This window comes from Collinsella sp. AF23-4AC (assembly GCF_003462685.1).
Classification (GTDB): Bacteria; Actinomycetota; Coriobacteriia; order Coriobacteriales; family Coriobacteriaceae; genus Collinsella.
Window position 1 is genome coordinate 1 of sequence record NZ_QRVE01000017.1, and the last position, 25,352, is coordinate 25,352.

The 25,352-nt window shown below is 58.2% G+C and carries 23 protein-coding genes and 1 pseudogene; 9 read left to right on the top strand and 15 right to left on the bottom strand.

Features of this window, described 5'->3' with window-relative positions:
- Both DWY05_RS08250 and DWY05_RS08255 read left to right on the top strand, forming a co-directional pair.
- Positions 1–333: pseudogene (locus DWY05_RS08250) on the top strand (IS30 family transposase); the annotation flags it as partial.
- A 357-nt stretch (positions 334–690) separates the two neighbouring features.
- Positions 691–1,983, top strand: coding sequence for an IS30 family transposase (locus DWY05_RS08255; protein ID WP_117837244.1), 1,293 nt, complete (start codon positions 691–693; stop codon positions 1,981–1,983).
- 318 nt (positions 1,984–2,301) lie between these two features.
- Here the strand turns inward: DWY05_RS08255 and DWY05_RS08260 are convergent, their stop codons facing one another.
- The gene (locus tag DWY05_RS08260; RefSeq protein WP_118260475.1) at positions 2,302–2,592 is read right to left on the bottom strand and encodes a CDP-alcohol phosphatidyltransferase; all 291 of its coding nucleotides are present in this window, start codon (positions 2,590–2,592) and stop codon (positions 2,302–2,304) included.
- A gap of 290 nt (positions 2,593–2,882) precedes the next feature.
- Between DWY05_RS08260 and DWY05_RS08265 the strand changes: the two genes are divergently transcribed.
- A complete protein-coding gene (locus DWY05_RS08265; RefSeq protein ID WP_117821279.1) occupies positions 2,883–3,404 on the top strand; it encodes a nitroreductase family protein in 522 nt (173 codons plus the stop codon).
- Between the two features lie 239 nt (positions 3,405–3,643).
- Here DWY05_RS08265 and DWY05_RS08270 read toward each other — a convergent pair whose 3' ends face one another.
- The 3 genes from DWY05_RS08270 to DWY05_RS08280 form a co-directional block, all read right to left on the bottom strand.
- Complete coding sequence (locus tag DWY05_RS08270; protein WP_147335213.1) at positions 3,644–4,063, bottom strand: hypothetical protein; 420 nt, start codon at positions 4,061–4,063, stop codon at positions 3,644–3,646.
- 240 nt (positions 4,064–4,303) lie between these two features.
- Positions 4,304–5,521, bottom strand: coding sequence for a helix-turn-helix domain-containing protein (locus DWY05_RS08275; RefSeq protein WP_117821281.1), 1,218 nt, complete (start codon positions 5,519–5,521; stop codon positions 4,304–4,306).
- A gap of 265 nt (positions 5,522–5,786) precedes the next feature.
- A complete protein-coding gene (locus DWY05_RS08280) occupies positions 5,787–6,821 on the bottom strand; it encodes a YeiH family protein (protein ID WP_117821282.1) in 1,035 nt (344 codons plus the stop codon).
- Positions 6,822–7,013: 192 nt separating this feature from the next.
- Between DWY05_RS08280 and DWY05_RS08285 the strand changes: the two genes are divergently transcribed.
- The gene (locus DWY05_RS08285; RefSeq protein ID WP_233504057.1) at positions 7,014–7,715 is read left to right on the top strand and encodes a GntR family transcriptional regulator; all 702 of its coding nucleotides are present in this window, start codon (positions 7,014–7,016) and stop codon (positions 7,713–7,715) included.
- Positions 7,716–7,833: 118 nt separating this feature from the next.
- Here the strand turns inward: DWY05_RS08285 and glmS are convergent, their stop codons facing one another.
- The gene (glmS, locus tag DWY05_RS08290; RefSeq protein ID WP_035138734.1) at positions 7,834–9,681 is read right to left on the bottom strand and encodes a glutamine--fructose-6-phosphate transaminase (isomerizing); all 1,848 of its coding nucleotides are present in this window, start codon (positions 9,679–9,681) and stop codon (positions 7,834–7,836) included.
- 312 nt (positions 9,682–9,993) lie between these two features.
- Between glmS and DWY05_RS08295 the strand changes: the two genes are divergently transcribed.
- Together DWY05_RS08295 and DWY05_RS08300 are read left to right on the top strand one after the other, a co-directional pair.
- On the top strand, positions 9,994–11,127 hold the full coding sequence (locus tag DWY05_RS08295) for a LacI family DNA-binding transcriptional regulator (protein WP_233504058.1): 1,134 nt from the start codon (positions 9,994–9,996) through the stop codon (positions 11,125–11,127).
- A 214-nt stretch (positions 11,128–11,341) separates the two neighbouring features.
- Positions 11,342–12,547 carry an ATP-binding protein gene (locus tag DWY05_RS08300; protein ID WP_117821284.1) on the top strand — a complete coding sequence of 402 codons (1,206 nt, stop codon included), beginning with the start codon at positions 11,342–11,344 and terminating at the stop codon, positions 12,545–12,547.
- A gap of 201 nt (positions 12,548–12,748) precedes the next feature.
- On the opposite strand, the gene DWY05_RS08305 is transcribed toward DWY05_RS08300, so the two are convergent.
- Positions 12,749–13,399 carry an HAD family phosphatase gene (locus DWY05_RS08305; RefSeq protein WP_117821285.1) on the bottom strand — a complete coding sequence of 217 codons (651 nt, stop codon included), beginning with the start codon at positions 13,397–13,399 and terminating at the stop codon, positions 12,749–12,751.
- Between the two features lie 173 nt (positions 13,400–13,572).
- On the opposite strand from DWY05_RS08305, the gene DWY05_RS08310 reads away from it, so the two are divergent.
- Positions 13,573–14,451, top strand: coding sequence for an ATP-dependent sacrificial sulfur transferase LarE (locus DWY05_RS08310; protein ID WP_117821286.1), 879 nt, complete (start codon positions 13,573–13,575; stop codon positions 14,449–14,451).
- 133 nt (positions 14,452–14,584) lie between these two features.
- On the opposite strand, the gene DWY05_RS08315 is transcribed toward DWY05_RS08310, so the two are convergent.
- A complete protein-coding gene (locus DWY05_RS08315; protein WP_117821287.1) occupies positions 14,585–16,285 on the bottom strand; it encodes an ATP-binding protein in 1,701 nt (566 codons plus the stop codon).
- A gap of 470 nt (positions 16,286–16,755) precedes the next feature.
- On the opposite strand from DWY05_RS08315, the gene DWY05_RS08320 reads away from it, so the two are divergent.
- Positions 16,756–17,724 carry a DNA/RNA non-specific endonuclease gene (locus DWY05_RS08320; RefSeq protein WP_117640458.1) on the top strand — a complete coding sequence of 323 codons (969 nt, stop codon included), beginning with the start codon at positions 16,756–16,758 and terminating at the stop codon, positions 17,722–17,724.
- A gap of 276 nt (positions 17,725–18,000) precedes the next feature.
- Positions 18,001–18,759 carry a GntR family transcriptional regulator gene (locus DWY05_RS08325; RefSeq protein ID WP_199409608.1) on the top strand — a complete coding sequence of 253 codons (759 nt, stop codon included), beginning with the start codon at positions 18,001–18,003 and terminating at the stop codon, positions 18,757–18,759.
- A gap of 86 nt (positions 18,760–18,845) precedes the next feature.
- Here the strand turns inward: DWY05_RS08325 and DWY05_RS08330 are convergent, their stop codons facing one another.
- The 8 genes from DWY05_RS08330 to DWY05_RS08365 all read right to left on the bottom strand — a co-directional run bounded on the left by DWY05_RS08330 (position 18,846) and on the right by DWY05_RS08365 (position 25,319).
- Positions 18,846–19,520, bottom strand: a complete 675-nt coding sequence (locus DWY05_RS08330; protein WP_117640460.1) for a triose-phosphate isomerase — start codon at positions 19,518–19,520, stop codon at positions 18,846–18,848.
- Between the two features lie 48 nt (positions 19,521–19,568).
- The gene (locus tag DWY05_RS08335; RefSeq protein ID WP_117640461.1) at positions 19,569–19,922 is read right to left on the bottom strand and encodes a PTS glucitol/sorbitol transporter subunit IIA; all 354 of its coding nucleotides are present in this window, start codon (positions 19,920–19,922) and stop codon (positions 19,569–19,571) included.
- Positions 19,923–19,941: 19 nt separating this feature from the next.
- The gene (locus DWY05_RS08340) at positions 19,942–20,325 is read right to left on the bottom strand and encodes a transcriptional regulator GutM (RefSeq protein WP_117821289.1); all 384 of its coding nucleotides are present in this window, start codon (positions 20,323–20,325) and stop codon (positions 19,942–19,944) included.
- Positions 20,326–20,354: 29 nt separating this feature from the next.
- Positions 20,355–21,374, bottom strand: a complete 1,020-nt coding sequence (locus DWY05_RS08345) for a PTS glucitol/sorbitol transporter subunit IIB (RefSeq protein ID WP_117821290.1) — start codon at positions 21,372–21,374, stop codon at positions 20,355–20,357.
- Positions 21,375–21,403: 29 nt separating this feature from the next.
- Positions 21,404–21,949, bottom strand: a complete 546-nt coding sequence (locus tag DWY05_RS08350) for a PTS glucitol/sorbitol transporter subunit IIC (RefSeq protein WP_117640464.1) — start codon at positions 21,947–21,949, stop codon at positions 21,404–21,406.
- A 183-nt stretch (positions 21,950–22,132) separates the two neighbouring features.
- Positions 22,133–23,623 carry a xylulokinase gene (locus tag DWY05_RS08355; RefSeq protein ID WP_117821291.1) on the bottom strand — a complete coding sequence of 497 codons (1,491 nt, stop codon included), beginning with the start codon at positions 23,621–23,623 and terminating at the stop codon, positions 22,133–22,135.
- Between the two features lie 15 nt (positions 23,624–23,638).
- Positions 23,639–24,481, bottom strand: coding sequence for a class II aldolase (locus tag DWY05_RS08360; protein WP_117821292.1), 843 nt, complete (start codon positions 24,479–24,481; stop codon positions 23,639–23,641).
- Positions 24,482–24,662: 181 nt separating this feature from the next.
- The gene (locus DWY05_RS08365; RefSeq protein WP_117821293.1) at positions 24,663–25,319 is read right to left on the bottom strand and encodes an HAD family phosphatase; all 657 of its coding nucleotides are present in this window, start codon (positions 25,317–25,319) and stop codon (positions 24,663–24,665) included.
- Between the last annotated feature and the right edge of the window lie 33 nt (positions 25,320–25,352).

Consider the following 25,352-nt stretch of genomic DNA (forward strand, 5'->3'; position numbering starts at 1 on the left):
TACTGCGACCCCCGGCAGAGCCAGCAGAAGGGCGCGTGCGAGAAGAACCACGTGGAGATCAGGAAGCTGCTGCCCAAGGGCGCCGGGGCCAGGTTCGACCGGCTGACGGCGGAGGACTGCGCGCTGCTCATGTCGCAGGTGAACTCCGAGCCGAGGGGCGCGCTCGGTTTCCTGACGCCGGCGCGCGTGCTGCGGATGGCCCTCGGGGAGGACGCCTCCGCCCTCATGGACGCGTTGGGGATAGAGGAGCTGGCGCCCGGCGAGCTCGACCTCACGCCCGGCTGCATCGACAGGGCAAGGGCCGCGAGGGGCGAGGGGCCGCTGGCGGGGTAGGCGGCGGGCCGGGACATGGGCCGGAGGGCCCGTTGCGCTGAGGCCGGAACGGCTGCGCGGCGGGCTGGCGGAGCATGCGGCGGCGGCATGGGGGCCCCGGCCTCCACAGCCTCTCCACCTGCGGAAACGAGGCGACGGCCAGGCGCCGGGAGCTATTCCCGCGTTGCGCTAGCTGCGGAAACGCGGGACCCGTTCAGGCTGTTGCGTTGAGATTGAAAATCAACCTGTCACTGCACCTCCCTTGATTGGCAACTTCATCCGAACACTTCCCACATTCATCCGCACATGTGCGGGTGAATGTGGGAATCCGATACCCTGAGGGCCGGACCGGCCGGCCCCGGGAGATCGGAGGACGGCATGTCCGGAAAGAGGAAGAAGGGCGTCGGGAAGGCGGCCCCGAGGGCCTACGGCAGGCTCACCAGGCACGAGCGGAACACGGTCCAGAGGATGCTGGAGCGAGGGGCCTCGTGCAGGCAGATCGCGAGGGAGCTGGGCAGGTCGCCCTCGACGGTGAGCGCCGAGGTGGCGTCGCACAGGTTCGTGACCGCGCCGAGGGAGAGGCGCGGCGAGCGCGTGGACGCCTCCGCCGACCTGTCCGCGGCATGCCCGCGCCTGGCCGCGTGGCCGCGATGCTGCAACGGGTGCGGGCGGTACCGCGCGATCGGCTGCAAGCGCCGCCCGCACGTCTTCTACGAGGCCCGCGCCGCGCAGCTGTGCGCGGACTCGGTCCTCGTCTCGTCGAGGCGCGGGATAGACGCCGACGAGCCCGCCGCGGCCGCGGCGCTCGCCCTCATCCGCGACGGCCTGGGCCGTGGGCTGTCGCCCGAGCAGCTGTCCGCCCGCAACGGCGGGCCCGTGGACCTGTCGCCCTCGACGATCTACCGCTGGGTCGCGGCGGGCTACGACGGCATGACCAACATGGAGCTCAGGCGCAAGGTCGGCTACAGGCCCAGGTCGCACCGGGCCCCGAAGAGGGCGACGCCGCACTCGCCCCGCAGGTCGCACGCCGCGTTCCTCGGCCTGGGCGAGGACGCGTGCGCCGCCGCCTGGGAGATGGACACCGTCGAGGGCTCGCGGGAGGACAGCGCCTGCCTGCTCACGCTGCTGCACCGCCCCAGCAGGCTGCAGCTCGCGCTGCCGCTCGCGGCGAAGGACGCCGAGAGCGTGGCGGCGGCGCTCGGGGGCGTGCGCTCGGTGCTGGGCGCCGGCGGGACGCGCCGCGTGTTCCGCGCCGTCCTCACCGACAACGGCGCCGAGTTCTCCGACGAGGGCGCGATCGCCGCGCTGATCGGCGAGGGGCCGGGCGAGACGAGGCTGTTCTACTGCGACCCCCGGCGCAGCGACCAGAAGGGCGCCTGCGAGCGCAACCACGTCGAGATCAGGAAGCTGCTGCCCAAGGGCCGCGGCCTCAGGTTCGACCGGCTGGCCCCGGCCGACCTTGCGCTGGCGATGTCGCACGTGAACTCCGAGCCCCGCGGCGCGCTCGGCTTCGCGACGCCCGCCCGCACCTTCCGGGCGATGCTCGGCGACGACGCGGCGGCGCTGCTGGAGGCGTACGGCATCGAGGACGTGCCCGTCGACGGGCTCGACCTGACGCCGGGGCTCATCGCGCGGGCGCGCGCAGAGAGGGGCGATGCCCCGCTGTCCTAGCCTGAAAGGGAAAAACGGAATAGACTGACCGACCGTTCGGCTGGGTCTGGGAGGAGGTGCCGGGCGGCGGGCGGAGCATGGCCACCGGACCCATCGAAACACATCTCCACCGTTCCTTCAACTGGGAAAATGCCGACCCGGGGGCCCGAATGGGACCTCGGGGGCGTTCGGCTAGCTGCGGGAACGGCCTATTCGCTCAATGTGTTCGGCTGAGATCGGAAATCAACCAAGACGTGCGACCTATATAACATATCGACAAAAAAGACTGCCGGCGCGGGGCGGCGCCGACGGTTGCGAGAGAATATCGATTGTTGGCTGTTAAGCAGCGACGGCCTCGTAGACCGTGGCGCCCGAGAAGCTGTCGTGCAGGCTCTTGCCGCAGATCCAAGGCAGCTCGACGACCTCGCAGACCGTATTGACCAGCTCGGAGCAGTCAGTAAAATGGCCCTTATCGTTGAGGGCCTCGCAATCCTGAACACGCCAATAGCCATCGGTGTGCGTAATGTAGTACTCGTGATCGTTGATCGACACGAAAGCGCGCGTCTTGGAACGCAACAGCTTCAGAAATCCTTCGAAGTCGGTCTCGACGACATCTCCAGCCTGGAACATGATGTTACCTCCTGGCCCGGCGCCACCATGGCGCGTTGATAAACGTTGGTACTCCTTTAGTAAAACCTTTATCAGGGCTTATGCGCGCATCATTTAGGCAAATGGTAAAAACCGCAGGGTAGACGGGATAAAACGTTTAATCATCCCACCGGTTTGTCACATTCTGGCTGAAGTTTTATGCAAACCAACTTTTCCACCTGGTAGCTTGCATTTTTTGGGGCCGACGGCGCGATTACGGTTTTGGTTCGGCGGGTAAGAACGAGGCATCGCAACCAACGTCAGGAGGACACATGGAGACCATCGAGGCGCTCATCCACCGCCGCAGCTGCCGCAAATACAGCGATCGCCCTGTCGAGGCCGAGAAGCTCGCACGCATTCTCGAAGCCGGCCAGTATGCGCCGAGCGGCATGGGGCGCCAGCCGGTCACGTTCGTCGCCGTCACCGATCCCGCAACCGTCGAGCGCCTCTCGCAGCTCAACGTCCAAGTTATGGGTAGCGAGGGAGATCCCTTCTACGGCGCCAAGACCGTTGTGGTAGTGCTCGTCGACCGCAGCGTGCCCACGCACCTGGAAGACGGCTCGCTCGCCATGGGCAACCTGCTCAACGCAGCCTATGCGCTGGGCGTCGATTCGTGTTGGATCCACCGCGCACACGAGGTCTTTGACTCACCCGAAGGATTGGAACTGCTGGACAAGTGGGGTCTGCCCGCCGACGGAAGCCTGCGCGGTGTGGGCAACTGCATTCTGGGCTATGCCGAAGACATGCTTCCCCAGGCCAAACCCCGCCGCGACAACATCGTGTACGTCAGGTAATTAGTTCCGCCGCTCTAACGAACGGCGGCCCCGCTGACGCTGCGCGAGCCGCATTCACGCCAATCTGACGTTCAATTTCGAGGGCGCGACCAAAAGGTTAGCGCCCTCTCATTTCACGTCACCTTGGCGCAAATGCGGCTCGCTCGCTGTTGGTGACTGACATCGGGTGCGCCACTGGTGACATCTGGCACTTGGGCAGCTAAAAGGCCCCGTCCCAAATTTGCTGCTCTACTCGCAACTTATCTTGCCGATGGAGTTGTCGTCGTTTCGTTCGCGTGGGTCGTTTCGGCGCTGTCGCCCTGTTCGTCCTCGTCCTTTTGCGCGTCGGCGATGGTGGAGGCCGCCGCAACGATACCACGCTGAGGCGCCACGCCCGTCTGGGCCTGAGCGCCCTCGATAAGCTCCGTGCCGGCATGCGCGAGCTCAGCAGACCCGAACATCGCACTCAGGTCGGCCCCGCCGCCGGCGTAACCAAGCGCCGCGAGCGCGATGACAACCACCGCAACAACGACCGCGATCGGAACATAGCGATGCCAGCCTGCGGGATTGAGGCCGCTACGGCGAGCAGCGCCACGGCTAATGAAGCCGAGCGTTCCATCGTGCTTGAGCTTTGACCCCACCACACGCTTACGGCCCCACAGCGACGATTCGGCCTGCATGGCCAAGCGAGCGCTTGCCGAAGGATAGCCATATCTAGTGCGTTTGAACGAGCCGTCGAAGCCTGAGGCGCTTTTGCCCCACGTCCGCGAAGTCGTGCGACGGTTGACCGGCGCCGTGGGCTTTCGAGCCCGATTTGGTTTTGAAGTCTCCGTCATACACCCCCGCACGCCGTAACGCAATCGAAACATTACCGCTTTGGACTGTAGCACACGCGCTGCATGCGGTCACGAGCGCCTCGCTCAGCGGTCGTCGTCCTTCAGCAAGCGCCACAGGGTCGTGCGGCTTATTCCCAGCACCTCGGCAGCGCGGGTCCGGTTGCCCTGAAGGTAGCCTACGACCAGCCGCGCGATGTCGCGTTCGGTATCGGTCAGTGGACGCAGGATATACAGGTCGCTGTCGAGCGTCGGAGTGCCAAAGGTTGCGGTTTTGATGACGTCCTCCTGGGCGAGCACCTCCTCCGCCACCGCGCGCTCCGCCACACCCGACCCTACTAATATATAGAGTCGTTCCGAGACCTCGCGAAGCTGCAGATAGTTGCGTGGCCAGCGATAACAGTTGAGCGTCGAGGCGGCCTCCTCGGACATACTCGGAGCGGCAGTTCCAAAGACATCTGACAGATACGACAAATACTGCGCAACCTTTTTCGATGCGCCACCCTGCTCGGCAATCGCAGGCGCCACACTTACTGCGCACGCCAAGCGCTCGGTTACAAAAGCGGCCTGATCGCTTTCGCCACCGCCTGGCATATCGTTTGCCGTCAGAACCACGTGGCAACGCGCGGCCAGCGCCGTGTCGGTCATCGTAGAGACAAGCTCGCGCAGACGCTGCGGCGAAAGTGCATGCCAGCCGCCAATACAAAGGGTCAGCCTTGCCTGGAACAGCGGCGATTCCGAGCTTTTGAGCAGATGGCGCCAGCCGCGATCCGTGAGTTCGTCAAGCGCCACGGACACAAAGGGTTCGTCGGCATAAGGCCCATCCAGATAGAGGCGTTTTGCAATCTCTGCCTGGCCAGCACCCAGCTCGCCCTCCAGCATGAGGGGCACACCGCGGGCATAGCTTTCGCAGACGGGGGCAGCGACCGCAGCGGCACCCTCGACAATGCCGTACGCGCTTGCCTCGTAGCGCGCCTCGACCTCATCTGCGTTAAGCCACTCAATGCCCGCGTGTGCCGCCACACCGCGCACCTCGCGGATCACGACCACCCAAAGCGCGCCGTCTTCCTTGGCGACCGGACGCACCGTGAGGCTCAAGCGCCCTCCCGCATGCCCCATCACCAGGCGCGTGCCGTTGCCCACGCGCCCCAGGCGCTCGGCGACAAATGCCGCGACATCTTGCTCGAGCGCGACATCATCCATGGTCGAAATCGCCACGTGTCCATGCCCATCGATTGCCAACGCCGAGGCCCCGGCAGCAGCCAAGGCCTCGATCAAGATTTGTAGCTTGGCGTCACTGTTCATATTGCGTCCCGTCCTCGACGCCACGCCGCCACCGACGGCCGCGCGGGCGAGTGTTTCAAAATTGAACGATATTGCTCACCAAACACTATAGGGCAGAGGCCGCCGTCCTGCGAGTATATGAGTTGCCCCGCATCGCCATCCTGGCGGGGCGATAAGAGCTCTTCGGGACCTATAAACCTGCGGACAAGCCATACCCGCAAGAGCTCCTATCGCTCCACCGCAGGCATGCGCTCACCAGCATGCAGCACGCAAATAAGCTACTTCTCTACCAGATTCCCAGCACGTGCTGCATTCCCAAACTCATGCACGCAATGCCAATCCAGCAGCAAAAGCCCAATGCGATGGGCTTACCGCCCTTTTTGACCAGCTCGACGATATCGGTATTAAAGCCAATAGCCGCCATGGCCATCACGATAAAGAACTTCGAAAGCTCCTTGATGGGCGCCGTAATGGACGCGGGAAGCTGAAGCACCGTGGTGATTACGCTCGCCAGCACAAAGAACAGCACAAACATGGGAAACGCGCGTTTAAGCGAGAACGTGCTTTTGGCGTCGCCGCCGGCCTTGCGCGCCAGATGCATCTGCCAGCATGCGAGAACCAACGTAATGGGAATAATGGCCAGCGTCCTGGTGAGCTTGACCACCGTGGCGCTCTCGAGCACATTGGCACCGGGATGCATGCTGTCCCAAGCGCTCGCCGCAGCCGTTACGGACGAAGTGTCGTTGATGGCGGTGCCGGCAAACAGACCAAAGCCCTCGTTGGTCAGCCCGAGCATGCCGCCGAGCGTCGGAAACACGAGCGCCGCGATAACGTTAAACAGGAAGATGACCGAAATAGCCTGGGCAATCTCACGATCGTCGGCATCGATGACGGGCGCGGTCGCGGCGATGGCAGAACCGCCGCAAATCGACGAACCCACACCCACAAGCGTCGCGATCTTGCCCGGCACGTTCATGACGCGGCAGAGCACGAAGGCGATGACAAGCGAGGTCGAGATCGTCGCCACGATAATCGGCAGCGACTGAGCGCCTTTGGACAGAATCTGCGAGAGGTTCATGCCAAAACCAAGCAGGATTACCGCGTACTGCAAGACTTTTTTAGACGTATAGGTGACACCGGCGGCGAGCTGTTCGCGACGATTCTTGGGAAAGACGAGCGCCAGGACCATGCCAAAGAGGATGGCAAACACTGGCCCGCCGACCACCTCAATCTGTTTGCCGAGCAACATCGCGGGGATGGCGACGATCAGGCAGAACAAGACGCCCTTCCAGCGCTCGCGTACGATATTCGCCAGTTGCATATGGGATTCCTTCTTTCTATTTCACGTTTGCGACGGCTTATGATACGGCAATTTGAACACAACTCCGCACAAACACAGACCAAGATGCCGCAATAGTTCTCGGGCAACAGTCGAATTACCCACCGTGGAGAGCTGATTCGCGTCATAATTAACAGCTGACATATCAGTGTGATAGAACGGTTGCGAGGCACTATGGAAGAATCGATGCACGTCGGCGAGCAGGAAACGAGCCTACAGGACCAGTCCTACCACACCATTCGACGCAAAATCGTCTACCTGGACTACAAGCCGGGCGAAAAGCTGGGCGTCAAGCAGCTTTGCGACGACCTTGATATGGGGCGAACCCCTGTGCGCGAGGCGCTGGTGCGTCTGGCGCAAGAGGGCCTGGTGCGCACCGTGCCCCAAAGCGGCACCTATGTCTCGCCCATCAACCTCACTCTTGCCGAGAGCGCCTGCTACATTCGCGAGCACTTGGAAAAGCAGGTGATTGTGGAGTGCTGCGCCCGTGCCACCTCGGCAGGCATCGAGCAGCTCGACCGAGCCATCGCGCTGCAGGAAAAGACCATGACCGAAGAGGATCGCATCGGCTTCTTTTTAAGCGACAACCTCATGCACCGCATGATCTTTAGCATCGCATGCCGTAGCACCGTGTGGTCGTGGCTCGAAGAGACCAATGCCGACCTGGAGCGCTTCCGCTGGCTGCGCGCCGCCACGCAGGTTCTCGACAATCAGGACATCGTGAACGAGCACAAGCAGATTCGCCGCGCTATCGCCGGTCGCGACCCCATCGAAGCGAGCTTTTTGGTCAGCAAGCACCTGCACATGATGTTCCGCAACCAAACCGAGGTTCTGGACCAGTTCCCCGAGTACTTCGAGACCAGTAAGCTCCGCTAACCTGCCAAAACCACCACAAAGGGGACAGGCACCTTTGTGCTGGTTTCTCCGTACAAAAAGGCCCGGCTCCGTCTGATGACGCGGAGCCGGGCCTTGGTCGTTAGAACGGCGGAACCAACTACTCGACAGTAACGCTTTTCGCCAGGTTACGAGGTTGGTCAACGTCGCAACCGCGCAGGATGGCGACCTCGCGGGCGAGCAGCTGCAGCGGGACGCTCGCGGTGATGGGGCTGAACACGTCGCGGACGGCCGGCACGCGGATGATGCAATCGGCAATCTTGTTGATCTCCTCGTCACCCTCGGTGGCAACGACGATGACCTTGGCGCCACGCGCCTTGCACTCCATGAGGTTCGACACGGTCTTGTCGTAGGTGGCACTCTTGGTGGCCACAGCGATGACAGGGAAGCCCGGGTCGATCAGGGCAATGGGGCCGTGCTTCATCTCGCCAGCGGCGTAGGCCTCGGCATGCAGGTAGCTGACCTCCTTGAGCTTGAGTGCGCCCTCGTAGGAAATAGCGGCACCCATGCCACGGCCCACGAACAGCGCCGACTGCGCGTCCTTGCACAGCAGGGCGGCCTCATGAACGGCCTCGGTCTGGGTATCCAAAATCCACTGGATCTGCTCGGCCGTATCGGAAAGCTCGCGGAACAGCATGCGCGCCTGCTTGGTGGTCAGACGGTACTTAACCTGCGCCAGCAGCAGAGCCAGCAGCGTAAGGCTCACGACCTGACCGATAAAGCTCTTGGTCGAGGCGACCGCGATCTCCTTGTTGGCCTTGGTGTAGATGACGCCGTCGCTCTCACGCGCCACCGGGCTGCCCACCACGTTGGTGATGCCGAAGACCTTGGCGCCCTTGATGCGCGCGTCGCGAATGGCGGCAAGGGTATCGGCCGTCTCGCCCGACTGGGACACGGCGACGACGAGCGTCGTCGGTGTGATGATGGGGTTGCGGTAGCGGAACTCGCTGGCAGCCTCGACCTCGGTGGGAATGCGAGCCCAGCCCTCAATAAGGTTCTTGGCGATGAGTCCGGCGTGATAGCTGGTGCCGCAGGCGATCACGTAGACACGATCGATGTCGTTGAGCTCCTCGAGGGACAGGCCCAGCTCGTCGATGTCGAGCTCGCCGGCCGGCGTCATACGACCGACCAGCGTGTCGCGCACGACGCGCGGCTGCTCGTGGATTTCCTTGAGCATAAAGTCGGGATAACCGCCCTTTTCTGCCATGTCCAGGTCCCAGTCGATGTGGGTGACCTTGGGCTCGATAACGTTGCCGGCCTCGTCGGTGTACTCGACGCCTGCGGGCGTGAGCTTGGCAAACTGACCGTCCTCGAGCACCACGACATCGCGGGTGGCGTCGATGAGCGCGATGACATCGGAGGCGACATAGGCGCCGGTCTCGCCCGCGCCGACCACGATCGGGGAATCCTTGCGGGCCACGGCGATCACGCCGGGCTCGTCAGCGCACACGGCGGCCAGACCATAGGCACCGACCACGTGGGTGCACGCCTCGCGCACGGAGGCCATCAGGTCGTGCGTCTCGGCATAAGCCTCTTCGATCAGATGCGCGAAGACCTCGGTATCCGTCTCGCTCTTAAAGTGATGGCCGCGGCCCTCCAGCTCCTCGCGCAGCTCGGCGAAGTTCTCGATGATGCCGTTGTGGACGATGGCGATGCGACCGTCGCAGCTGGTGTGGGGATGGGCGTTAACGACGGAGGGCTTGCCGTGGGTGGCCCAACGGGTGTGACCGATACCGCAGGTAGCGTCGCTGTCGATGTTGGAAAGCTCGCTCTCCAGGCCCGCAACCTTGCCCACGCGGCGGATGACGTCGAGGTGCGCCGCGGCACCCTCGCCCACCTCGAGCGCGACGCCTGAGGAGTCATAGCCGCGATACTCCATACGCTTGAGGCCCGTGACCAGGATGTTCTTTGCAATATCAGAGCCGGTGTAGCCGACGATTCCGCACATAGGATAAATCCCTTCGTTCGCGTGACTGCAAGACGTCCACGCACAGGGGGCGCTGAGACGTATAACGTTCGAGTATTGTACTCACGCAAGCGCAAGCTGATATACCAGAAGTGGTATCTCAACTTAGATACCACCCGATGCACACATGCCCAGCCGGTCCAAACCACCACAATGGGGACAGGCACCTTCGTGGTGGTCGCGTTGGCAACAGCGTTTCCCCAGATAAAACCTGCCAAAATAAACCTGTCCCTTTTTGGTAGGTTTGGGATGCTACAATCTGGCTTGTACTTGAAACGCATCAAAGGGGCCGCTATGGCAAAGGTAAAAATCAGCGACGTCGCGCGCGAGGCCGGGGTTTCGCTGGGCACGGTTTCCAACGCGCTCAACCACCCCGAAAAGCTGCGCCCCGAGACCCTCAAGCTCATCAACGAGACCATCAATCGCCTTGGCTACCTGCCCAACCAAAGCGCTCGTCAGCTCGCGGGCGGCGCCACCAAGTCTTTTGGCCTGGTGCTCCCCCGTCTCGATCACGGCTTTTCGCTCCAAATCGCCAGCGGCGCCCACAACGAGGCCCGTAAGCACGGCTACGACCTGCTCATCGCCAACGCCGATAACGACGATATTCTCGAGGACCATTACCTGCGTTACTTTATGGGCACGCAGATGTCCGGCGTCATGGTTCAGCCCATGGCATCCCCCGATTGGCACCCCGCCATGGCCAAGATGCCCGTGCCGATCGTCCACCTGGATATCCACTGTTCCGAGCCCGGTTACTACGTGGCCGCCGACAACGAGGCACAGGGGCGCATTATCGCCGAGCTCGCCATCGCCCGCGGCGCACGCCATATTGTCGTTGTGGGTCGAGCAGCATTCATGCAGCTCACTCTGCGCGTCCTTGGCATCCACAAGGCACTTGCCCTGCATCCCGATATCAAAATTGAGGTCATCGACGCCGGTGAATGGAATACCGCAGCCGACGGCTACAGTATCGGTGCCCAGATTGCCGAGCGCCCTGCTGACGAGCGCCCCGATTTTGTCATCGGCCTGACCGACGTATTGGCCTCGGGCGTTATCTCGGCGCTGGTCGACAAGGGCATTTCCGTCCCCGGCCAGATTCTTGTTGCCGGCTGCGATGGCAACCCGCTTGCCTGGAGCGGATCGGTCCCCCTCACCACGGTAGCACCACCGGGCTACGAGATCGGCCGCAAGGGCGTGCAGCTGCTCATGGAACAAATCGAGGATAAACCTGCCGCCAAGACCAAACGAGTCCGCATCGGCTCCGCCGCGCGCACCGTCACCACGGTCACGGCCACCGAGGACATTAACCGTCAGGAGCTCGTGCGCCCCTTCTTGCTCGAACGTATGAGCACCCAAAAGGCCGAGCAGCACCCGACGGGCCCATCCGCGGCCCCAATAACCGACATCAACCTGGGCGCCTACCTGTAACAAAAAACGCCGCAACGGGAACAGCCCCGCTGCGGCGTTTTTGCTGGCCCCACGGGCCTTCCCCATTTAGCCGGACCTGCGGCTACGGATATTTATGGAATGTAATCCATTTTTCATTAGCTTTTTTGTTAAAATAGACTCAATTCCATATTTTTAGATATTTCCTATAAGTATTGATTTTGCTCCAGTTTTTTCTCGCCAAGAAAGGGGTTTCATGAATCTGATTGATCGCAAACAGTACCTCGACTGGCTCATTTCGTGGAAAGACTCACACGTCATCAAGGTCGTTTCGGGCGTGCGAAGGTCCGGCAAATCAAAGCTATTCGAAATCTACCGCAGCTACCTGCGCGATCATGGAATCACAGGCGACCAGGTTATATCCCTCAACTTTGAAGACCTGGAGTTCGAGTCGCTTACGTCGTATAGAGCACTCTACGACTACATTTCCGCCAGACTCGTCCCCGATAAGATGAACTACGTTTTTCTAGACGAGATACAGCACGTCGAGCATTTCGAAAAAGCCGTCGACAGTCTTTTTATCAAGGACAATGTCGACCTCTACATAACCGGTTCCAACGCTTATCTGCTCTCGAGCGAGCTGGCAACTTTGCTCTCCGGCCGCTACGTAGAGCTCAAGATGCTGCCCCTATCCTTTAAAGAGTTTTGCTCGGCAAAAACCAATGACGGAAAGGCTCCCGCGCAGTTGTTTGACGAGTACATCACTCGGGGCTCTTTTCCCTTTATCGCCGAGACGGGTATTCAGGGACCCCAGGCGCGCGATTATCTTATGAGCCTCTACGATACCATCGTCATACGCGACGTTATCGAACGCCTGAAGGTCTCGGACGTCCCGACCCTGCGCGATATCACCAAGTTCCTACTCCATAGCATTGGAAACCGGATCTCGATTAAAAAAATCTCCGACACGCTCTCGTCCAACGGCAGCAAAACCGACCAGAAAACCGTAGCCAAATACCTCAAAGGCTTAACAGACAGCCTTGTGCTGTACTTTGCTCCGCGCTATAACGTGCGCGGTCGGCAGCTTCTTTCAACAAACGGCAAATACTACGCCGTTGACCTTGGACTTAGAGGTGCTCTCGTCAAAACCCAAAGCAGCGATATCGGTCATATCCTCGAAAATGTTGTTTATCTCGAGCTCCTACGCCGTGGATACGACGTCTACGTGGGCGATATCGACGGCGGGGAAATCGATTTTGTTGCCCTAAAGTCAGACGAGACAGCCTATTTTCAGGTTTCAGCCACAACGCTCGACGAAACTACCCTCAATCGAGAGTTGGCCCCCTTTAAGAAAGTCCGAGACAACTACCCCAAGACGCTTCTTACGCTCGACACGCTGTTTGCGGACGCGAACTACGAAGGAGTCCGCAAGCGCAACGTGATCGACTGGCTCCTGGAGTAACTTGTAACGTCATAACCCTCCGCCAGCTCCTTACCAAGGCCGCAGCCCCAGTCGCTTAAAGCACAATGCCCCTCTTATCGGCCAAAACAGCAATCTTGGCGTGATAAGAGGGGCTGACTGCGTCAGCGCCTTCACGCAGGCGCCGTTGCCGCCACCGTCCTGCGAGATCGGGCGCGGGGCATGGCGACTCGCGTGCAAACGCTAGCGCACGGCCTTGACCGCCGCCGGCAGATCGAACAGCGTATCGAGCACGGCCTCGCAGCCATCCACCACGTCCTGCGGCAACGGCACGATGTCGGGAACGGCAAACACATGGCAGCCGGCCGTGATGCCCGAGACGCAGCCGTTGCGGGAATCCTCGACCACGGCACACTCCTCGGGCGCAAAGCCCGCTCGCTCGCAGGCGAGCAGGTACATCTCAGGGTCGGGCTTGCCGTGTACGACGTCCTCGCCGCAGGTCACCGTCTCAAACTTGTCAAAGAGGCCGACCGTCTTAAGGTTGCGCTCGGCGGTAACATGGCGCGACGACGTCGCGAGGCCCACGTGATAGCCCGCAGCCAGCAGTTCGTCCAGGCACTCGGCGGCGCCGGCCTTAAGCTCCAGATCGGTCTTGACCATCTCGTCGCGAATCTCCCTATGGCGACGATAGATTGCCTCAGCGGTTTCGCGGCTGCCGTAATGCCCATCAAGGATCTCCATGACATCGGGCAGCGTGCGACCGATAAACTGATGGATCAGCGCATCATCAATCGCGAATCCCAGCTCGGCCGCTCCCGCCTTCCACGCCTTGATACCCAAACGCTCGGTATCGACCAGCGTTCCGTCCATATCAAAAATAACAGCCTTGATCATATCGGTCCCCCATCGCTTCGCGCTGCTGTACTCCCGCAACTTTACCGCACTTGTAAACTTGTATATAACGTATATAGCATATTGCACTTTCGTTACATAGATAGAAGTCTTATGACAAGTGGCTCGGTAGGATTATAGTTTTCGACCGAGTACTCAACGGCAAGGATCGATTCATGCTTTCAGACACCACCGCACCTGCAGAGGGGCTTCAGGACAAACTCGTAGCGCTCGAGCAGCTGCTTTTGGCATACGGACGCGTCGCCATCGGCTTTTCCGGTGGCGTCGACAGCAGCTTTTTGGCCGCGGTCTGCGCCCGCATCATGCCCGCCAGCACGCTTCTCGTTCACCTCACCACGCCGCTCATCGGCACGCCCGAGCAGGCTTCGTTTGAGCGGTCCGTTGACGGGCAGGCCAATGAAGGGCCGCATTTTAAGCTCCCCGTGCTCAATCTTTCGGTCGATCAGCTGCGGCTCCCCCAAGTAGCCTGCAACGATGCCGACCGCTGCTACCACTGCAAGCGCGCCGGCTTTACCGCCATCGTCAACCACGCCAAGTCGCTGGGCTTTCCCACCGTCATCGACGGCAGCAACGCAAGCGACCGCGGCGACTACCGCCCCGGCATGCGCGCCGCCCAGGAGCTCGGCGTGCGCTCGCCCCTCATGGAGGTCGGCTTTACCAAGGACGAAGAGCGCGAGCTGCTGCGCGCCTGGGACTATCCCGTTTGGAACCTGCCGGCAGGAGCCTGCCTGGCCACGCGTGTCCCCACGGGCGAGGAGCTCACGCGCGAGAAGGTCGATGTAATCCGCGCCTGTGAGGACTACCTGCACGACCTTGGCCTGGACCAGGTCCGCGCACGCCTCGTCGGCGGCTGCATGCATATCGAGGCCGCGCCGACAGACGTTGCCAAGATTGCCGCCCTCGGCGGTGCCGCCGTCGACGACAAAGGCAAAACCCCGCTGCCCGCCGCCATCGAGTCCGCGCTGCGCGAGCTGGGCTGCGGCCATATCTCCCCCGAGGTCACCCCCTACATCCACGGCAACATGAACCAGTAGGTTGCGCCGTTTAACCTATCAAAAGAGGACAGGTTTATTTTGGCAGGTTTTATCTGGGGAAATATCGCGGAGCCACCGCCTCTCTAGTATCCATCTAACTTCGAGAGACACTAGAGAGGCGACTCGGCTGCATCTACCTCTTCCGATAGCGGCGGTTGCGGCTCGTCGATGAACCCATTACTTCAATGAGTCCTTTATCCGCCATTTTTGGCAGATGGTAACGGACGGACGAAATCTTGACCCCCGATGCAACCGCTATTTCTCGCGCCGTCATATCCATTCCGGCGCTGAGAGCCTCCAGGATCCTATCCGCCGTCGAAGCTGACGATTCTCTGCTCATATCGATAATTTCAAACGTGTCTTTGCCACATTTTGACAGGACATGTTTATCGACAAGGTCCCCGCAGATCAGGCGAATGTCATCCGAATCCCACTTCAAAGCCTCTCGTATTTTTTGAACATCGCATACGCACCCATGCTCCCGCATAAACATGAGTAATGTTTCCTCGCGATGCGTCAGTTCGGTGTCCACATGGCCCTGAATCCACATGCGGTTTTCAGCAAGCTCCGCCCCGTGCCGGGAAAGCAGCACCGTAAACGAATCGGCCTTAACGATAAATTTCGGCCTGCCAAGCGAACGAGACTCCATCTCGCGAATCATAGCCGGGATGCCAGATCCCTGACTTTCCGCAACAGCCCCCTCAGCATGCTCTAACGGCGTCGCCCCCATCAGACTCATGAGCTTTGGGTTTCGGCAGCGCGATTCCCCGTCCGCAAGATTGTCCACCGTCTTTCCGCCCCAAAGCCCGCCGGGGTTTTTGATCTCTATTCTGTCTGGGTAGATATCGACGCTCACAGCCTGCCCCACAAACATGGGCGAATACTCTCGATGGATGCAGGCATTTGCCAAGGCCTCGCGCAAAACCTCCTGGGGAACTTCCCAATCATCCCTTCTGCCAGCGCCTTGCACTATCGCCGCTTTGCGCAAGTTTCGTCCAATCGCGGCAAGGGCATCTTCGATGCAAGCCGGAATCGGGCCATCGCACAACTGGCGGTCAATAAACCGGGGTTGCCCGGGTGCAGATTTTTCCACATCGGAATGAACGGCGACATCGATCATCAGTTTGGGATAGAACTGCTGGGGGTAAATTCCCGCCGACAGAAGCCCCGCGAGCTTCACGGCACCATCCTTTGTAGTGATATTGAGTCTGACCAGCTGCTTTTCCAGCGTATCGGCCCCGCGCAAAACGCGCGGGGTCTGCAGCCGGCGATTTGCGATAATAGACCGCACGACATCTGGATCCAAATCCTCGACCGTTGCCTCCGAAACCACCGTGTCGTCTGCATCGCTCGGAAGCAACGCACTCTGCAGCTCATATAGCTCAGCGGGTGACATCTTGATATCTTTATCATCCACGCGCTTGTAGCTACCGTTCTGCACGCCGCGCGCGCCGATATAGCAAGGCTTCGCTTTAAGCTCAAGTTCAAAGATGCGCACCAGAAGCACCTGGAGCCCGTCGACCTCGCCTCGATCAAGCTCGTACCGCGGCGCATGGGTCACCACTGCCGCTGAGCCTCCGTCTCCGATACCCGAAACAAACTGATCGCGCACCCTATCGATAGCAAAGTTAGCCGAAGGAACAAATCCTTCGGCTTCGTTCAGGCCCAAAATAATGAGCCCACCCGCAGTGTTCGCAAAAGCGCTCACTGTCTCCCATACGTCTGCGCTCAATTTATTCGTGCAGGCTTTAACTTCTACCGATGCGTCATCAGTCCCTCGCCTGCGAAGGCGCTCAACGATAAGGCCAAGGGGTTCATCCAGCAGCATTGACATTCCGTCTCTCTAAAACGATAGATTTATCTCTCTAAAGTATAGTATATCTCTCTAACTTTAGAGAGATAAGCACCTTATTTTAGAGAGACATTTAGAGAGATGTACCGAATTCACTGTTAGATTGCCCAATGTTATCTCTTTAACTGACTTTCTCTTTATAGAGACATTTAGAGAGACGAGCGCGACCTCTCTAATCATGGGTTCTTCTCTTTAAAGTGCACACATCCTAACCGTGCCCTAAGTTGCGGTGAAATAGCTCACGATTAACCTACCAAAAAGGGACAGGCTTATTTTGGCAGGTTTTATCTGGGGAAACGCCGACTGATTCCATGTACACAACCGCCGCAGCTCCATATGAGGCAAATGAATCAGTAACGTCTATCCCAAATCTTGAGTATTTGTTCGACAGAACGGCCCCTGCCGGCTCCTGCTAGACTGGTAGATTCCCAACCGTCCATCCAGGAGCCGCAATGTCGCGCAAGTCCGCCTACAAGCAAGTACTTTCCATCGGCACCGCCGTGGTGCTGGGGTTTGCGTTGTTCACAGGGTCGCTCGACGGAGCGCCCAAGTTGTTGTCGCCGCAAAGCGATGAGCAGGCGACGGCTCTGGCCGAAAAACAAAACGAGAGTCCCAGCCGCACCGACGACGAGGCAGACCTGGTTGCCCGGCTCGAATCGGGAACAGCAAGCTCCGAGGACTCCGGCGATGGCTCCGAATCCACCGCGACCAACACCAACGGCAACGTTGCCTCCGCGGACAGTGCCGCCACCCCCATCGACGAAGTGGAAAACCCAGATCTCAACCGCGCCCGCGGCGTATATCTCAGCAGCATTCCAGACTACGCCGGCAATCCCTACGTCGCCCTTCGCGCCGACAGCACGCACCCGCTCGGCATGCCGTCATTCACACTCGATGAATACGAACGCGCTGCAGAAGAGGGCTGCTTTAAGAAATTCTCCAAGCTCGACAGTATGGGCCGCACTCGCAAAGCGCTCGCCTGCGTGGGCCCCGAATCGCTCGGTCAAGGCAAGCGCGGCGATATCTCGCGCATCCATCCCGCCGGATGGCATCAGCAGCGCTACGACTTTATTCCGGGCCAGAGCCTCTACAACCGCTGCCACCTCATCGCCTGGTCGCTCTGCGGCGAAAACGCCAATCGCAAGGATCTCCTCACCGGCACGCGCTATCTCAACGAGACGGGCATGCTACCGTTTGAGGAGCAGATTCTCGACTACATCCGCGAAACGGGCAACCACGTGCTCTACCGCGTCACGCCTATGTATAACGAAGAGGAACTTGTCTGCCGCGGCGTGCGCCTTGAGGCGCAATCGGTCGAGGACCACGGCAAGACGCTGTGCTTCCACGTATACTGCTACAACCTGCAGCCGCATGTGCAGATCGACTACGCCACCGGCCGCAATCAGGCCGCCGGAGAGTAGGTTCAACCGGGGCCACGCCCGCATCGTTTGTCACCGACGCGCACGGGAGGCTAATTCTTGCCTCCTACGGCGCATTTCAGTGACATGGGGCCATCTCTCCAAGATACCCGTATTGTCGATAAGAGTAGAAGGCAAACGCCAGACAGGCAGCCAAAGCAGCAGAAGCCCTACATTAAATACGTGATTTATTCTTTGCAATCACAATCTCGATAGGTTAATCGAAGCAAAACAACGTAAAATGAAGGTAATTTTGCTTCAAAGTAATCAGGAGAAACTGTGACCAATCGCGTCAACAATTCACATATTAAAAAGGATTGTCCCACCCCCATCTATATGCAGGTGGTCGACTATCTGCGCGAGAACATCGCCTCAGGAGCTTGGGAGCAAGCATCCAAAATCCCGTCGGAAGTCGAGCTCATGAGTACGCTCGGCGTCAGCCGCGGCAGCATCAAAAAGGCCATTTCCAAGCTTGTTGATGAGGGCCTGCTTGAGCAAATTCAGGGAAAGGGGACTTACGTTAAGTCAAAAGACATCTCTTTCCCCCTTACAGAGGGTCTTATCTCTTTCTCCGAATCTCTAATCGAGCAAGGCCTTTCTTTCGAAACAAACATTCTCGATTGCGAAATTCGTAAGTCGGACGAGGATATTTCCAGACATCTCGGTATTGTCGAAGGTTCTGACTACCTTCATCTCGAGCGAGTGCGCAGCGTTGAGGGTGAACCTGTGATGTTCATCGAAAACAACATCAATATGGCGCTTGTCCCAGGTATTGAAACAGCCGACTTTGTTAACGAAGGTCTCTTTGCAATAATCGAGCGGCTCTCAGGCCACCAGATCGAATACTCAAAGACCTCCTTTGTGGCAAAGCTCGCGGACACCCAACGCGCGGATGCGCTCGGTCTCTCTACGCAGTCCCCGCTTCTTCAGCAGCTTCAAACAGTCTACTTGGACAATGACTCTGCAATTGAATATGCGCGCGTATGGCTTAAATCCAGCAGGTTCCAGCTTGGCACCGTTTTTCAGCGTCGCCATTAAAGCTCTTGAGAGCGGCGGCATTACGCCAAATATAATTCCAAAACGCAAAAAGGCGAACCCGTGGGTTCGCCTTTTTGTAAACGGTTTTAGTCCAGCGCGTCAAACAGCTCCGTAAGCAACGCTGCCCTGTCATCCGTAATCGCCAGGGCACTCGAAATGCCGGTGCCTTGCGCGCCAAGTCCAATCAAGCGACGAACGTCGCCTCCACACCTGATTCCCGCTCCCTCCATGATAACGATGTCGGGATTGATGGACCGTACGGCAGCGATGGTCTCTGCGATGTAATCATCGCCGCTTGTATGGCCGGTTCCCACAAGGCTGCTCGGCTCGCAAAGAATCACGTCCGGATCCATCGCCGCAACCGCTTTGGACTCAGTCACGCTATCGGCTGCAACAATGGTTAGAATCTCAAGCTCACGAGCGCGATCGATCGTTGCCGCCAACTTATCAACGGTCAGGGGGTGTGCCGTGTGATTTAGAAAGACAGCTTGAACTCCCGCGCTCTTAAGCGACTCAAGAGGTGTCAGTCCCATTCCTTTTCCGTCACCGATAAGATCGGCATGCTGCGCTGTGGGAATTGCAAATTTCAAATCCTTCGCAACTGCGCAGAGCTCGGGAACGGGAGCAGTCCAAAAAATCGAATGATCTCGATCTTTTGCGATTTCATCCGTAAGATGAGCCGCTGCAATTGAATCGTCCGCAAGCAAATAGGTCTTAGGACTGACCGTGAAAAGTGGCAGTTTTAAATCGGAACGTTTCATGAGAACACGTCCTTTCCGACTAATACATGGCCTGCCATACCGAGCGATTTAGCCGTTGAAGCTAATCTCGATGCCGGTTTCCAGCTTGGGAAGCACGCTTGGTGTCACGAGAACCGTTCCAGGAAGCAGCTCTCGCTCGTCATCGAACGCAATGGTTAGATGACCGAGCCCTCCCATGTTCTCGTTCGCAGCTTCACCAAACTCCTTAATCGTGTAGACCTGATCGCCGATGGAAATGGTGCCGCCCTCAGCAAGCACGTTATCCTCCGTGGGAGTTCCATCGTGAACGACGCAGATGTCGCGCAACTCTGCAGGAGCGGTCGGGCCAAACAGGACCACCATCTTCTCGTTGAGAAGTTCCTCAACAAACGAGCCGATCTCAGTGACCTTAACCTTGTACATTTGATTTCTCCTATCTTTGTTACGCCGCAGGCGCAGTCATTGACCTGTCGATAACACGAATAGCCTGGGCAAAAGCATCGTGATAGCTTTCGTTGGCCAGATGGTCTAGGGCGGTCTCGATATTCAGCCCCAGCATCTCGCTCATCTCCGAAAACTCTGGTTTGAGGGAAAGCCCTTTGAGCTCATAGCAACCGTTAATCGCGCCATCATGATCAGTCAGAATCATCACAAACGCCTTTCGGCTAAAACTCACCTTGCACATACCCGTGCCCAAGTATCCCTCATGATCGCGAGCGCGCTCATGGATAAGAATGCGCACCCTCTTCCAGTAGCGATACTGGGTGAATGTTCCTGCAAGCCATACGAGAATAAAGAAGGCTATTGTAATGAGCGCGTTGAGCATAGTGGGCCTTTCCCTCTTAAAGCTTCAGTTTACAGGCCAAAGGACAGTACGTAGGCAAGAATAATCTGAATCGGGGTGGTAATCAGCTTGCCAAACAGGAATGCAGGGTAACCGATTTCGATCGTCTCGGGCTTTGCCTCCATGAGAGTCATGCCAACGGGAGCAAAGTCGGAACCAACCTGGCAGTTGACGGCAAAGAAGCCGGGAAGGGCAAAGTTGGCGGGAATCGTGCCGTTGGCGATTTGGTTGCCAACAAGGACAGAAAGCACAGAAGCGATGATTGCGCCCGGGCAGATCAAAGGCGAAAGGAACGGGATTGAGCAGAACATGCCAATTGCCAGCATACCGGGCAGCGAGCCCGCAAGCGGAGTGAGAACGCCGGCGAGAACGTTCGCGAAACCCGTGTAGTTAATAATGCCGATCAACACCGAGACAAACGCCATAAAGGGGATGATGTTGCGGATAACGTCATTCACGGTATCACGTGCAGCCTGATAGATGATGCTGATGACGCGACCAACGCCGGTACCGATCTTAGAGACAACGTCCATAAACCCGTTAGACTGTTTGGACGCAATCTCGGCACGTCCCTCAGCGATCTTGGCGTGGACGTTTTCCTTCGTCGTCTCCTCGTGTGCCTTCTCGGCCTTTACCGGCTCAGCGGGAACATCGGCCGCATCGGCAAGGACGATGCAATCGGGATTGACGTCAGATGCAAAGAGATCCTCGGTGATGAACTGGGCCAGAGGACCAGACGGAGAACCGGGCTTGATGTTCAGCGTCTTAAGGCCCATCTTGGGATAGGTGCCGCAGCGAGCCACGCCGGCGCAGTCGATGACAACGGCGCATGCCTGATCGGTCTCGATCGGGTCCTTAAACTGGTCGTGCGCCTCGGCGCCGGTAAGCTCCGCAATGCGAAGGGCGACCGGGCTGATGCCACCCAGGGTCACGCTCAGAACATAAGGCTTCTCGGCCGTGGGGGTAATGATGAGGGGACCGCCCCAACCGTTGCCGCCGTGGGACGCCTTTACGCTTTTGAATTCACTCATGATTTAGACTCTCCTTTTGCGCTGAACTGCTAGGCGGCAAGCTTAGCTTCGTTGCGCTTCTTCATGATGAGGTACAGCTTCTCGGTGACAATGCCCTTGATCAGGCAGACGATTAGACCAACAATGAGGAAGCGGATAGCAAGCTCGGAGGAGTTCTTTCCCAGTGCCTCGTAGCCGGCCGAGATACCAAGCCAAACAAAGAGCTCGGAAGAGTTAGCGTGCGGGAAAAGGCCAACGATGGGGTGCATCATGGACACGACCGCATCGTAGAATGCGGGCTTGTAGTCCTCCTCGACAAACACACCAAAGGTGTATGCCATCGGATTGCAGAGGAAGAAAGTGCAAAGGAACGGGATGAGGGTATAGCGGAGAACTGCATACTTGGTGCACTTCTTCATGAACCCATAGACACGCTCCTCGCCGATCAGCTGGATGACTGCCTTGATCGTAAGGATCAGACAGATCAGCATGGGGATCATACCCGTAATAAACGAGGCAAACTGATCACCAGCCGCATTAAACAGGCCGGTAAAGCCCTCCGCAAGGAAGATAAGGAAATCGTTTACTGCTCCCATTTTCATTCTCCTTAGTTAATGTTCGTTACTTCTATCGTTCTACCTGAGCGCCCCCTCCTCCTTTTCAATCGGCCATATACGCTCATGGTTGTCTACGATTGTCTATATCTTACAAAGGGACCGCTCTTCGAGTTGCCTTCTCGCATTCCTTTCGGTGAACGGTAGATTTTACAAGACAAACGGCTACGCGCTATTTAGCTCAAAGATAATTTGGAGTGCCTCAAATATACGCATATACCTGCTAAAACGCGCGTCGTAGAGCTCATGGGCCCTGTCGTTTTTTTCAATGGAATCGAGTTTTCTGCAGACCCCTGCGGCAACCGCCGTCAAGTCTTGGCCGCAAGAAGCCGAGAGAGCCAGCAGCGCCGCGCCCTGACCGGCGCCGGAGGATTCCATCCGCACCATATCGACCCCCAACACGTTGGAGAGCGCTTGCGCCCAAAAATCGTTCTTGGCCCCTCCTCCAACGAGCCTGATGCTGCGCCACTCTTCCGAATGGTCCACGGACTCCTTGAGCTCCCTTAAGGCATACGCCGTGCCCTCCATCAGAGCCCTTTCGAGCTCGGAACGAGTCGTGTCAAGATCAAGCCCCAGAAAGGCACCGCGTACCGACGGGCAACCGTGCAGGACTTTTTCTCCCGATAGATGGGGGTAGAACATGAGATCCCTCATGTCGTAGAAGGGGTCCTCGACGGCCTTGTCCTCCAAATCGTAGGACTCACTGCTTAGAATCTGCCCGTACCACCATTCCTTGGCACCGCCGCACGATCTGATACTCAGCTGAATTTGGGTCTTAAGGGTATTTCCCCACTTGAACAACACGGGCTTGCCAACAGCCGGAAGGTCAACTCCCTCAGATGAATACATCAGCACGCCGCTTGTTCCAAGTGAGATGGTGGGGACGCCCTCCAAAAGGCATCCCGTGCAGATCGCTGCCGCGGGATTGTCGCCCGTTCCCCTCACGATCATGGCACCTGCGGGAATTCCCGTCTCGCTTGAAGCTCTCTCAACCACGGTCCCAATTACGGCATCAGAAGGCTCGACAACGGGAAGCAACGACTCGGGGATTCCAAAATGCTCGCAGACCTCACCGATCCAAGCTTGCCTCTCGTTATCGTAGAGCCCTGTTGTCGAAGCCCCGCAATAGTCCGTACCAGCACGCCCGCCAAACTTGAGAGCAATCCAATCTGAAACCGAAAGAAACACTTCGCTCTTTGAAAGGCCCTCAGGATTATTCTTAGCTATCCATGCAAGGTTAATCGCCGGAACCCCAGTCGAAAGAAAGCTGGCGACCCTAGGATAGCCCGCAGACAGCGCCCACTGCTTCTCGGTAAAGACAGCGTCAATCGTGCGCTGGTCGTTCCACATTATGGCGGGACACGTTGGCACCCCATCGGCATCGATCAAGACCGTCGTGTGCATCTGCCCGGTAGCGCCAACGCCTTTTATTAGAGACAGGTCAACTTTCTCTCCAAGCAGGGAGCATGCAGAGCAAATGGCGATCCACCATGTCTCGGGATTGATTTCCCGCCAACCGGGATGAGGCTCAGAGCACTCGTAAGCCTCGCTCGCAGTCGCGACAACTTTTCCGCCTTCATCAATGCACGTGAGCTTCACCGATGACGTGCCCACATCGACACCAAGGTAGAGCGCACCCATTATCGCCTCATCCATGTTCGTAATTCCGCGCTACTCAGCGATGCCGTTGATGGCGCGCGTCGTCTTGTAAGCAACGTCCGCAACTGCCTTACGTGTATCAATCAGTACCTTGGCGAGATTATGCTCGTTGTTGTTTGCCTCGTACGCCTTGCCAACCGTCGTGATGTAGGCCTTGCGCAGGTCGCTTGCGATGTTGATCTTGGACATCTTGTGTGGCTGCATAGCGTGGATGGTCTCATAGGGAATGCCCGAGCCACCATGAAGAACGAGGGGACACGGAGACACCTCGGCAAGCTTCTCAAGCAGCGGCAAATCGATGCGCGGCGTATCCTCAAGGCCGTGAACGTTGCCGATAGACACGGCCAACAGGTCGCAGCCCGTGCGCTCCACAAACTCGCAAACCTGATCGGGGTCGGTCTTAAGATCCGCCTCGGAAACATGATCGTCTTCTTTGCCCTTGATGGCACCGAGCTCAGCCTCGACGGGCACGCCGTAGCAATGGCAGTAGTCAACTGCCTGGCGCGAGAAGCGAATGTTCTCCTCAAAGGGCAACGCGGCACCGTCGATCATAACGGAGGTAAAGCCGGCCTGAACCGCCTGTCGAACATCCTCGAGCGCCTTGCCGTGGTCAAGATGCAGACACGTGGGAACGATATAGTCCTCCGCCGCGCGTTTAACGATAGAGGCGATCATGCCGTAATCGGAAAGCTTAACGTTGGTAGGGGCGATCTGGAGGATGCCCGGCATGCCGGCCTTCTGCAATCCGTCCAAGATACCCAGGGTCATCTCCATATTGGTCGTGTTATATGCGGGAAGGAGCCATCCGTTCTTGCGTGCAATCTGGATCAGCTCAGTCGAAGTTACAACTGCCATGATTCCTCCAACCGGGTTACGGCAATTCGAGTTGAGTTTACGTTCCAGATACTTATATAGACGTCTATGTACCTGTTTATAGACGACTATATACCTTTTTGATTCTTGCGCATAGCATTAAATGTCTCGAATTAGAAAAAGGGCTGCCGAGAAACACTCGACAGCCCATCGTTCAACCTTTTTACCCCAATGTTCCGCTTGCCAGCATGTCGACAACATCATTAAGGTTCAGGACAATCGCCGTGGCTAATCTTTCCATCTCTTCTGTTGGCTCGGAGAGATCAGGAACCATGACGGTGTGAAAACCTCCTGCAAAGCCCGCGCGCACCCCGTTATAGGAATCCTCCAAGACGAGGGATTTTTGCGGCGGCACCCCTAGCTCGTCCGCCGCTTTTAAAAAGACGTCAGGATAGGGCTTGGCATGCTCGACCTCGATACCAGAAACGATCGAATCAAAATATGGAAGTATTCCTCCCCTTATCAGGTTGGCCTTGATCATCTCCCTGCTCGACGAGGAGGCAACCGCCATCGGAATCCCTTCAGTCTTGAGATACTCGAGAAGCCTATCCAATCCAGGTTTTTTCTCTGCGCCATGGGCCAATGCTTCATGGGCTATTTCGTAAAAACGATCAACAAATGCCTTGGGGTCGACTTCGTCACCATACCATTCGCGAATAATGGATACGGCCTCGGCTCCATTGGTTCCGCGCATGGCGTCCGCAAGGCCCTCCATGCACTCAACCCCAAACTCGATTGCGGTCTTAGGCCAGCAAGAAGCCCAGATAGGCTCGGTGTCAAACATAAGCCCATCCATATCGAAGATAACCGCCTCGTACATATTGCCTCCCTGTTCAAGTAGACGTCTATATAC

Bases quoted from the DNA above. Each gene is read 5' to 3' on its own strand.
- DWY05_RS08265 (WP_117821279.1), top strand. From the start codon at position 2,883: ATGGAGACCATCGAGGCGCTCATCCACCGCCGCAGCTGCCGCAAATAC.
- DWY05_RS08315 (WP_117821287.1), bottom strand. From the start codon at position 16,285: ATGTCAATGCTGCTGGATGAACCCCTTGGCCTTATCGTTGAGCGCCTT.
- DWY05_RS08365 (WP_117821293.1), bottom strand. From the start codon at position 25,319: ATGTACGAGGCGGTTATCTTCGATATGGATGGGCTTATGTTTGACACC.
- DWY05_RS08355 (WP_117821291.1), bottom strand. From the start codon at position 23,623: ATGGATGAGGCGATAATGGGTGCGCTCTACCTTGGTGTCGATGTGGGC.
- DWY05_RS08300 (WP_117821284.1), top strand. From the start codon at position 11,342: ATGAATCTGATTGATCGCAAACAGTACCTCGACTGGCTCATTTCGTGG.
- DWY05_RS08320 (WP_117640458.1), top strand. From the start codon at position 16,756: ATGTCGCGCAAGTCCGCCTACAAGCAAGTACTTTCCATCGGCACCGCC.
- DWY05_RS08330 (WP_117640460.1), bottom strand. From the start codon at position 19,520: ATGAAACGTTCCGATTTAAAACTGCCACTTTTCACGGTCAGTCCTAAG.
- DWY05_RS08270 (WP_147335213.1), bottom strand. From the start codon at position 4,063: ATGCAGGCCGAATCGTCGCTGTGGGGCCGTAAGCGTGTGGTGGGGTCA.
- DWY05_RS08260 (WP_118260475.1), bottom strand. From the start codon at position 2,592: ATGTTCCAGGCTGGAGATGTCGTCGAGACCGACTTCGAAGGATTTCTG.
- DWY05_RS08310 (WP_117821286.1), top strand. From the start codon at position 13,573: ATGCTTTCAGACACCACCGCACCTGCAGAGGGGCTTCAGGACAAACTC.
- DWY05_RS08360 (WP_117821292.1), bottom strand. From the start codon at position 24,481: ATGGCAGTTGTAACTTCGACTGAGCTGATCCAGATTGCACGCAAGAAC.
- DWY05_RS08285 (WP_233504057.1), top strand. From the start codon at position 7,014: ATGGAAGAATCGATGCACGTCGGCGAGCAGGAAACGAGCCTACAGGAC.
- glmS (WP_035138734.1), bottom strand. From the start codon at position 9,681: ATGTGCGGAATCGTCGGCTACACCGGCTCTGATATTGCAAAGAACATC.
- DWY05_RS08335 (WP_117640461.1), bottom strand. From the start codon at position 19,922: ATGTACAAGGTTAAGGTCACTGAGATCGGCTCGTTTGTTGAGGAACTT.
- DWY05_RS08295 (WP_233504058.1), top strand. From the start codon at position 9,994: ATGGCAAAGGTAAAAATCAGCGACGTCGCGCGCGAGGCCGGGGTTTCG.
- DWY05_RS08255 (WP_117837244.1), top strand. From the start codon at position 691: ATGTCCGGAAAGAGGAAGAAGGGCGTCGGGAAGGCGGCCCCGAGGGCC.
- DWY05_RS08280 (WP_117821282.1), bottom strand. From the start codon at position 6,821: ATGCAACTGGCGAATATCGTACGCGAGCGCTGGAAGGGCGTCTTGTTC.
- DWY05_RS08305 (WP_117821285.1), bottom strand. From the start codon at position 13,399: ATGATCAAGGCTGTTATTTTTGATATGGACGGAACGCTGGTCGATACC.
- DWY05_RS08275 (WP_117821281.1), bottom strand. From the start codon at position 5,521: ATGAACAGTGACGCCAAGCTACAAATCTTGATCGAGGCCTTGGCTGCT.
- DWY05_RS08350 (WP_117640464.1), bottom strand. From the start codon at position 21,949: ATGGGAGCAGTAAACGATTTCCTTATCTTCCTTGCGGAGGGCTTTACC.
- DWY05_RS08340 (WP_117821289.1), bottom strand. From the start codon at position 20,325: ATGCTCAACGCGCTCATTACAATAGCCTTCTTTATTCTCGTATGGCTT.
- DWY05_RS08345 (WP_117821290.1), bottom strand. From the start codon at position 21,374: ATGAGTGAATTCAAAAGCGTAAAGGCGTCCCACGGCGGCAACGGTTGG.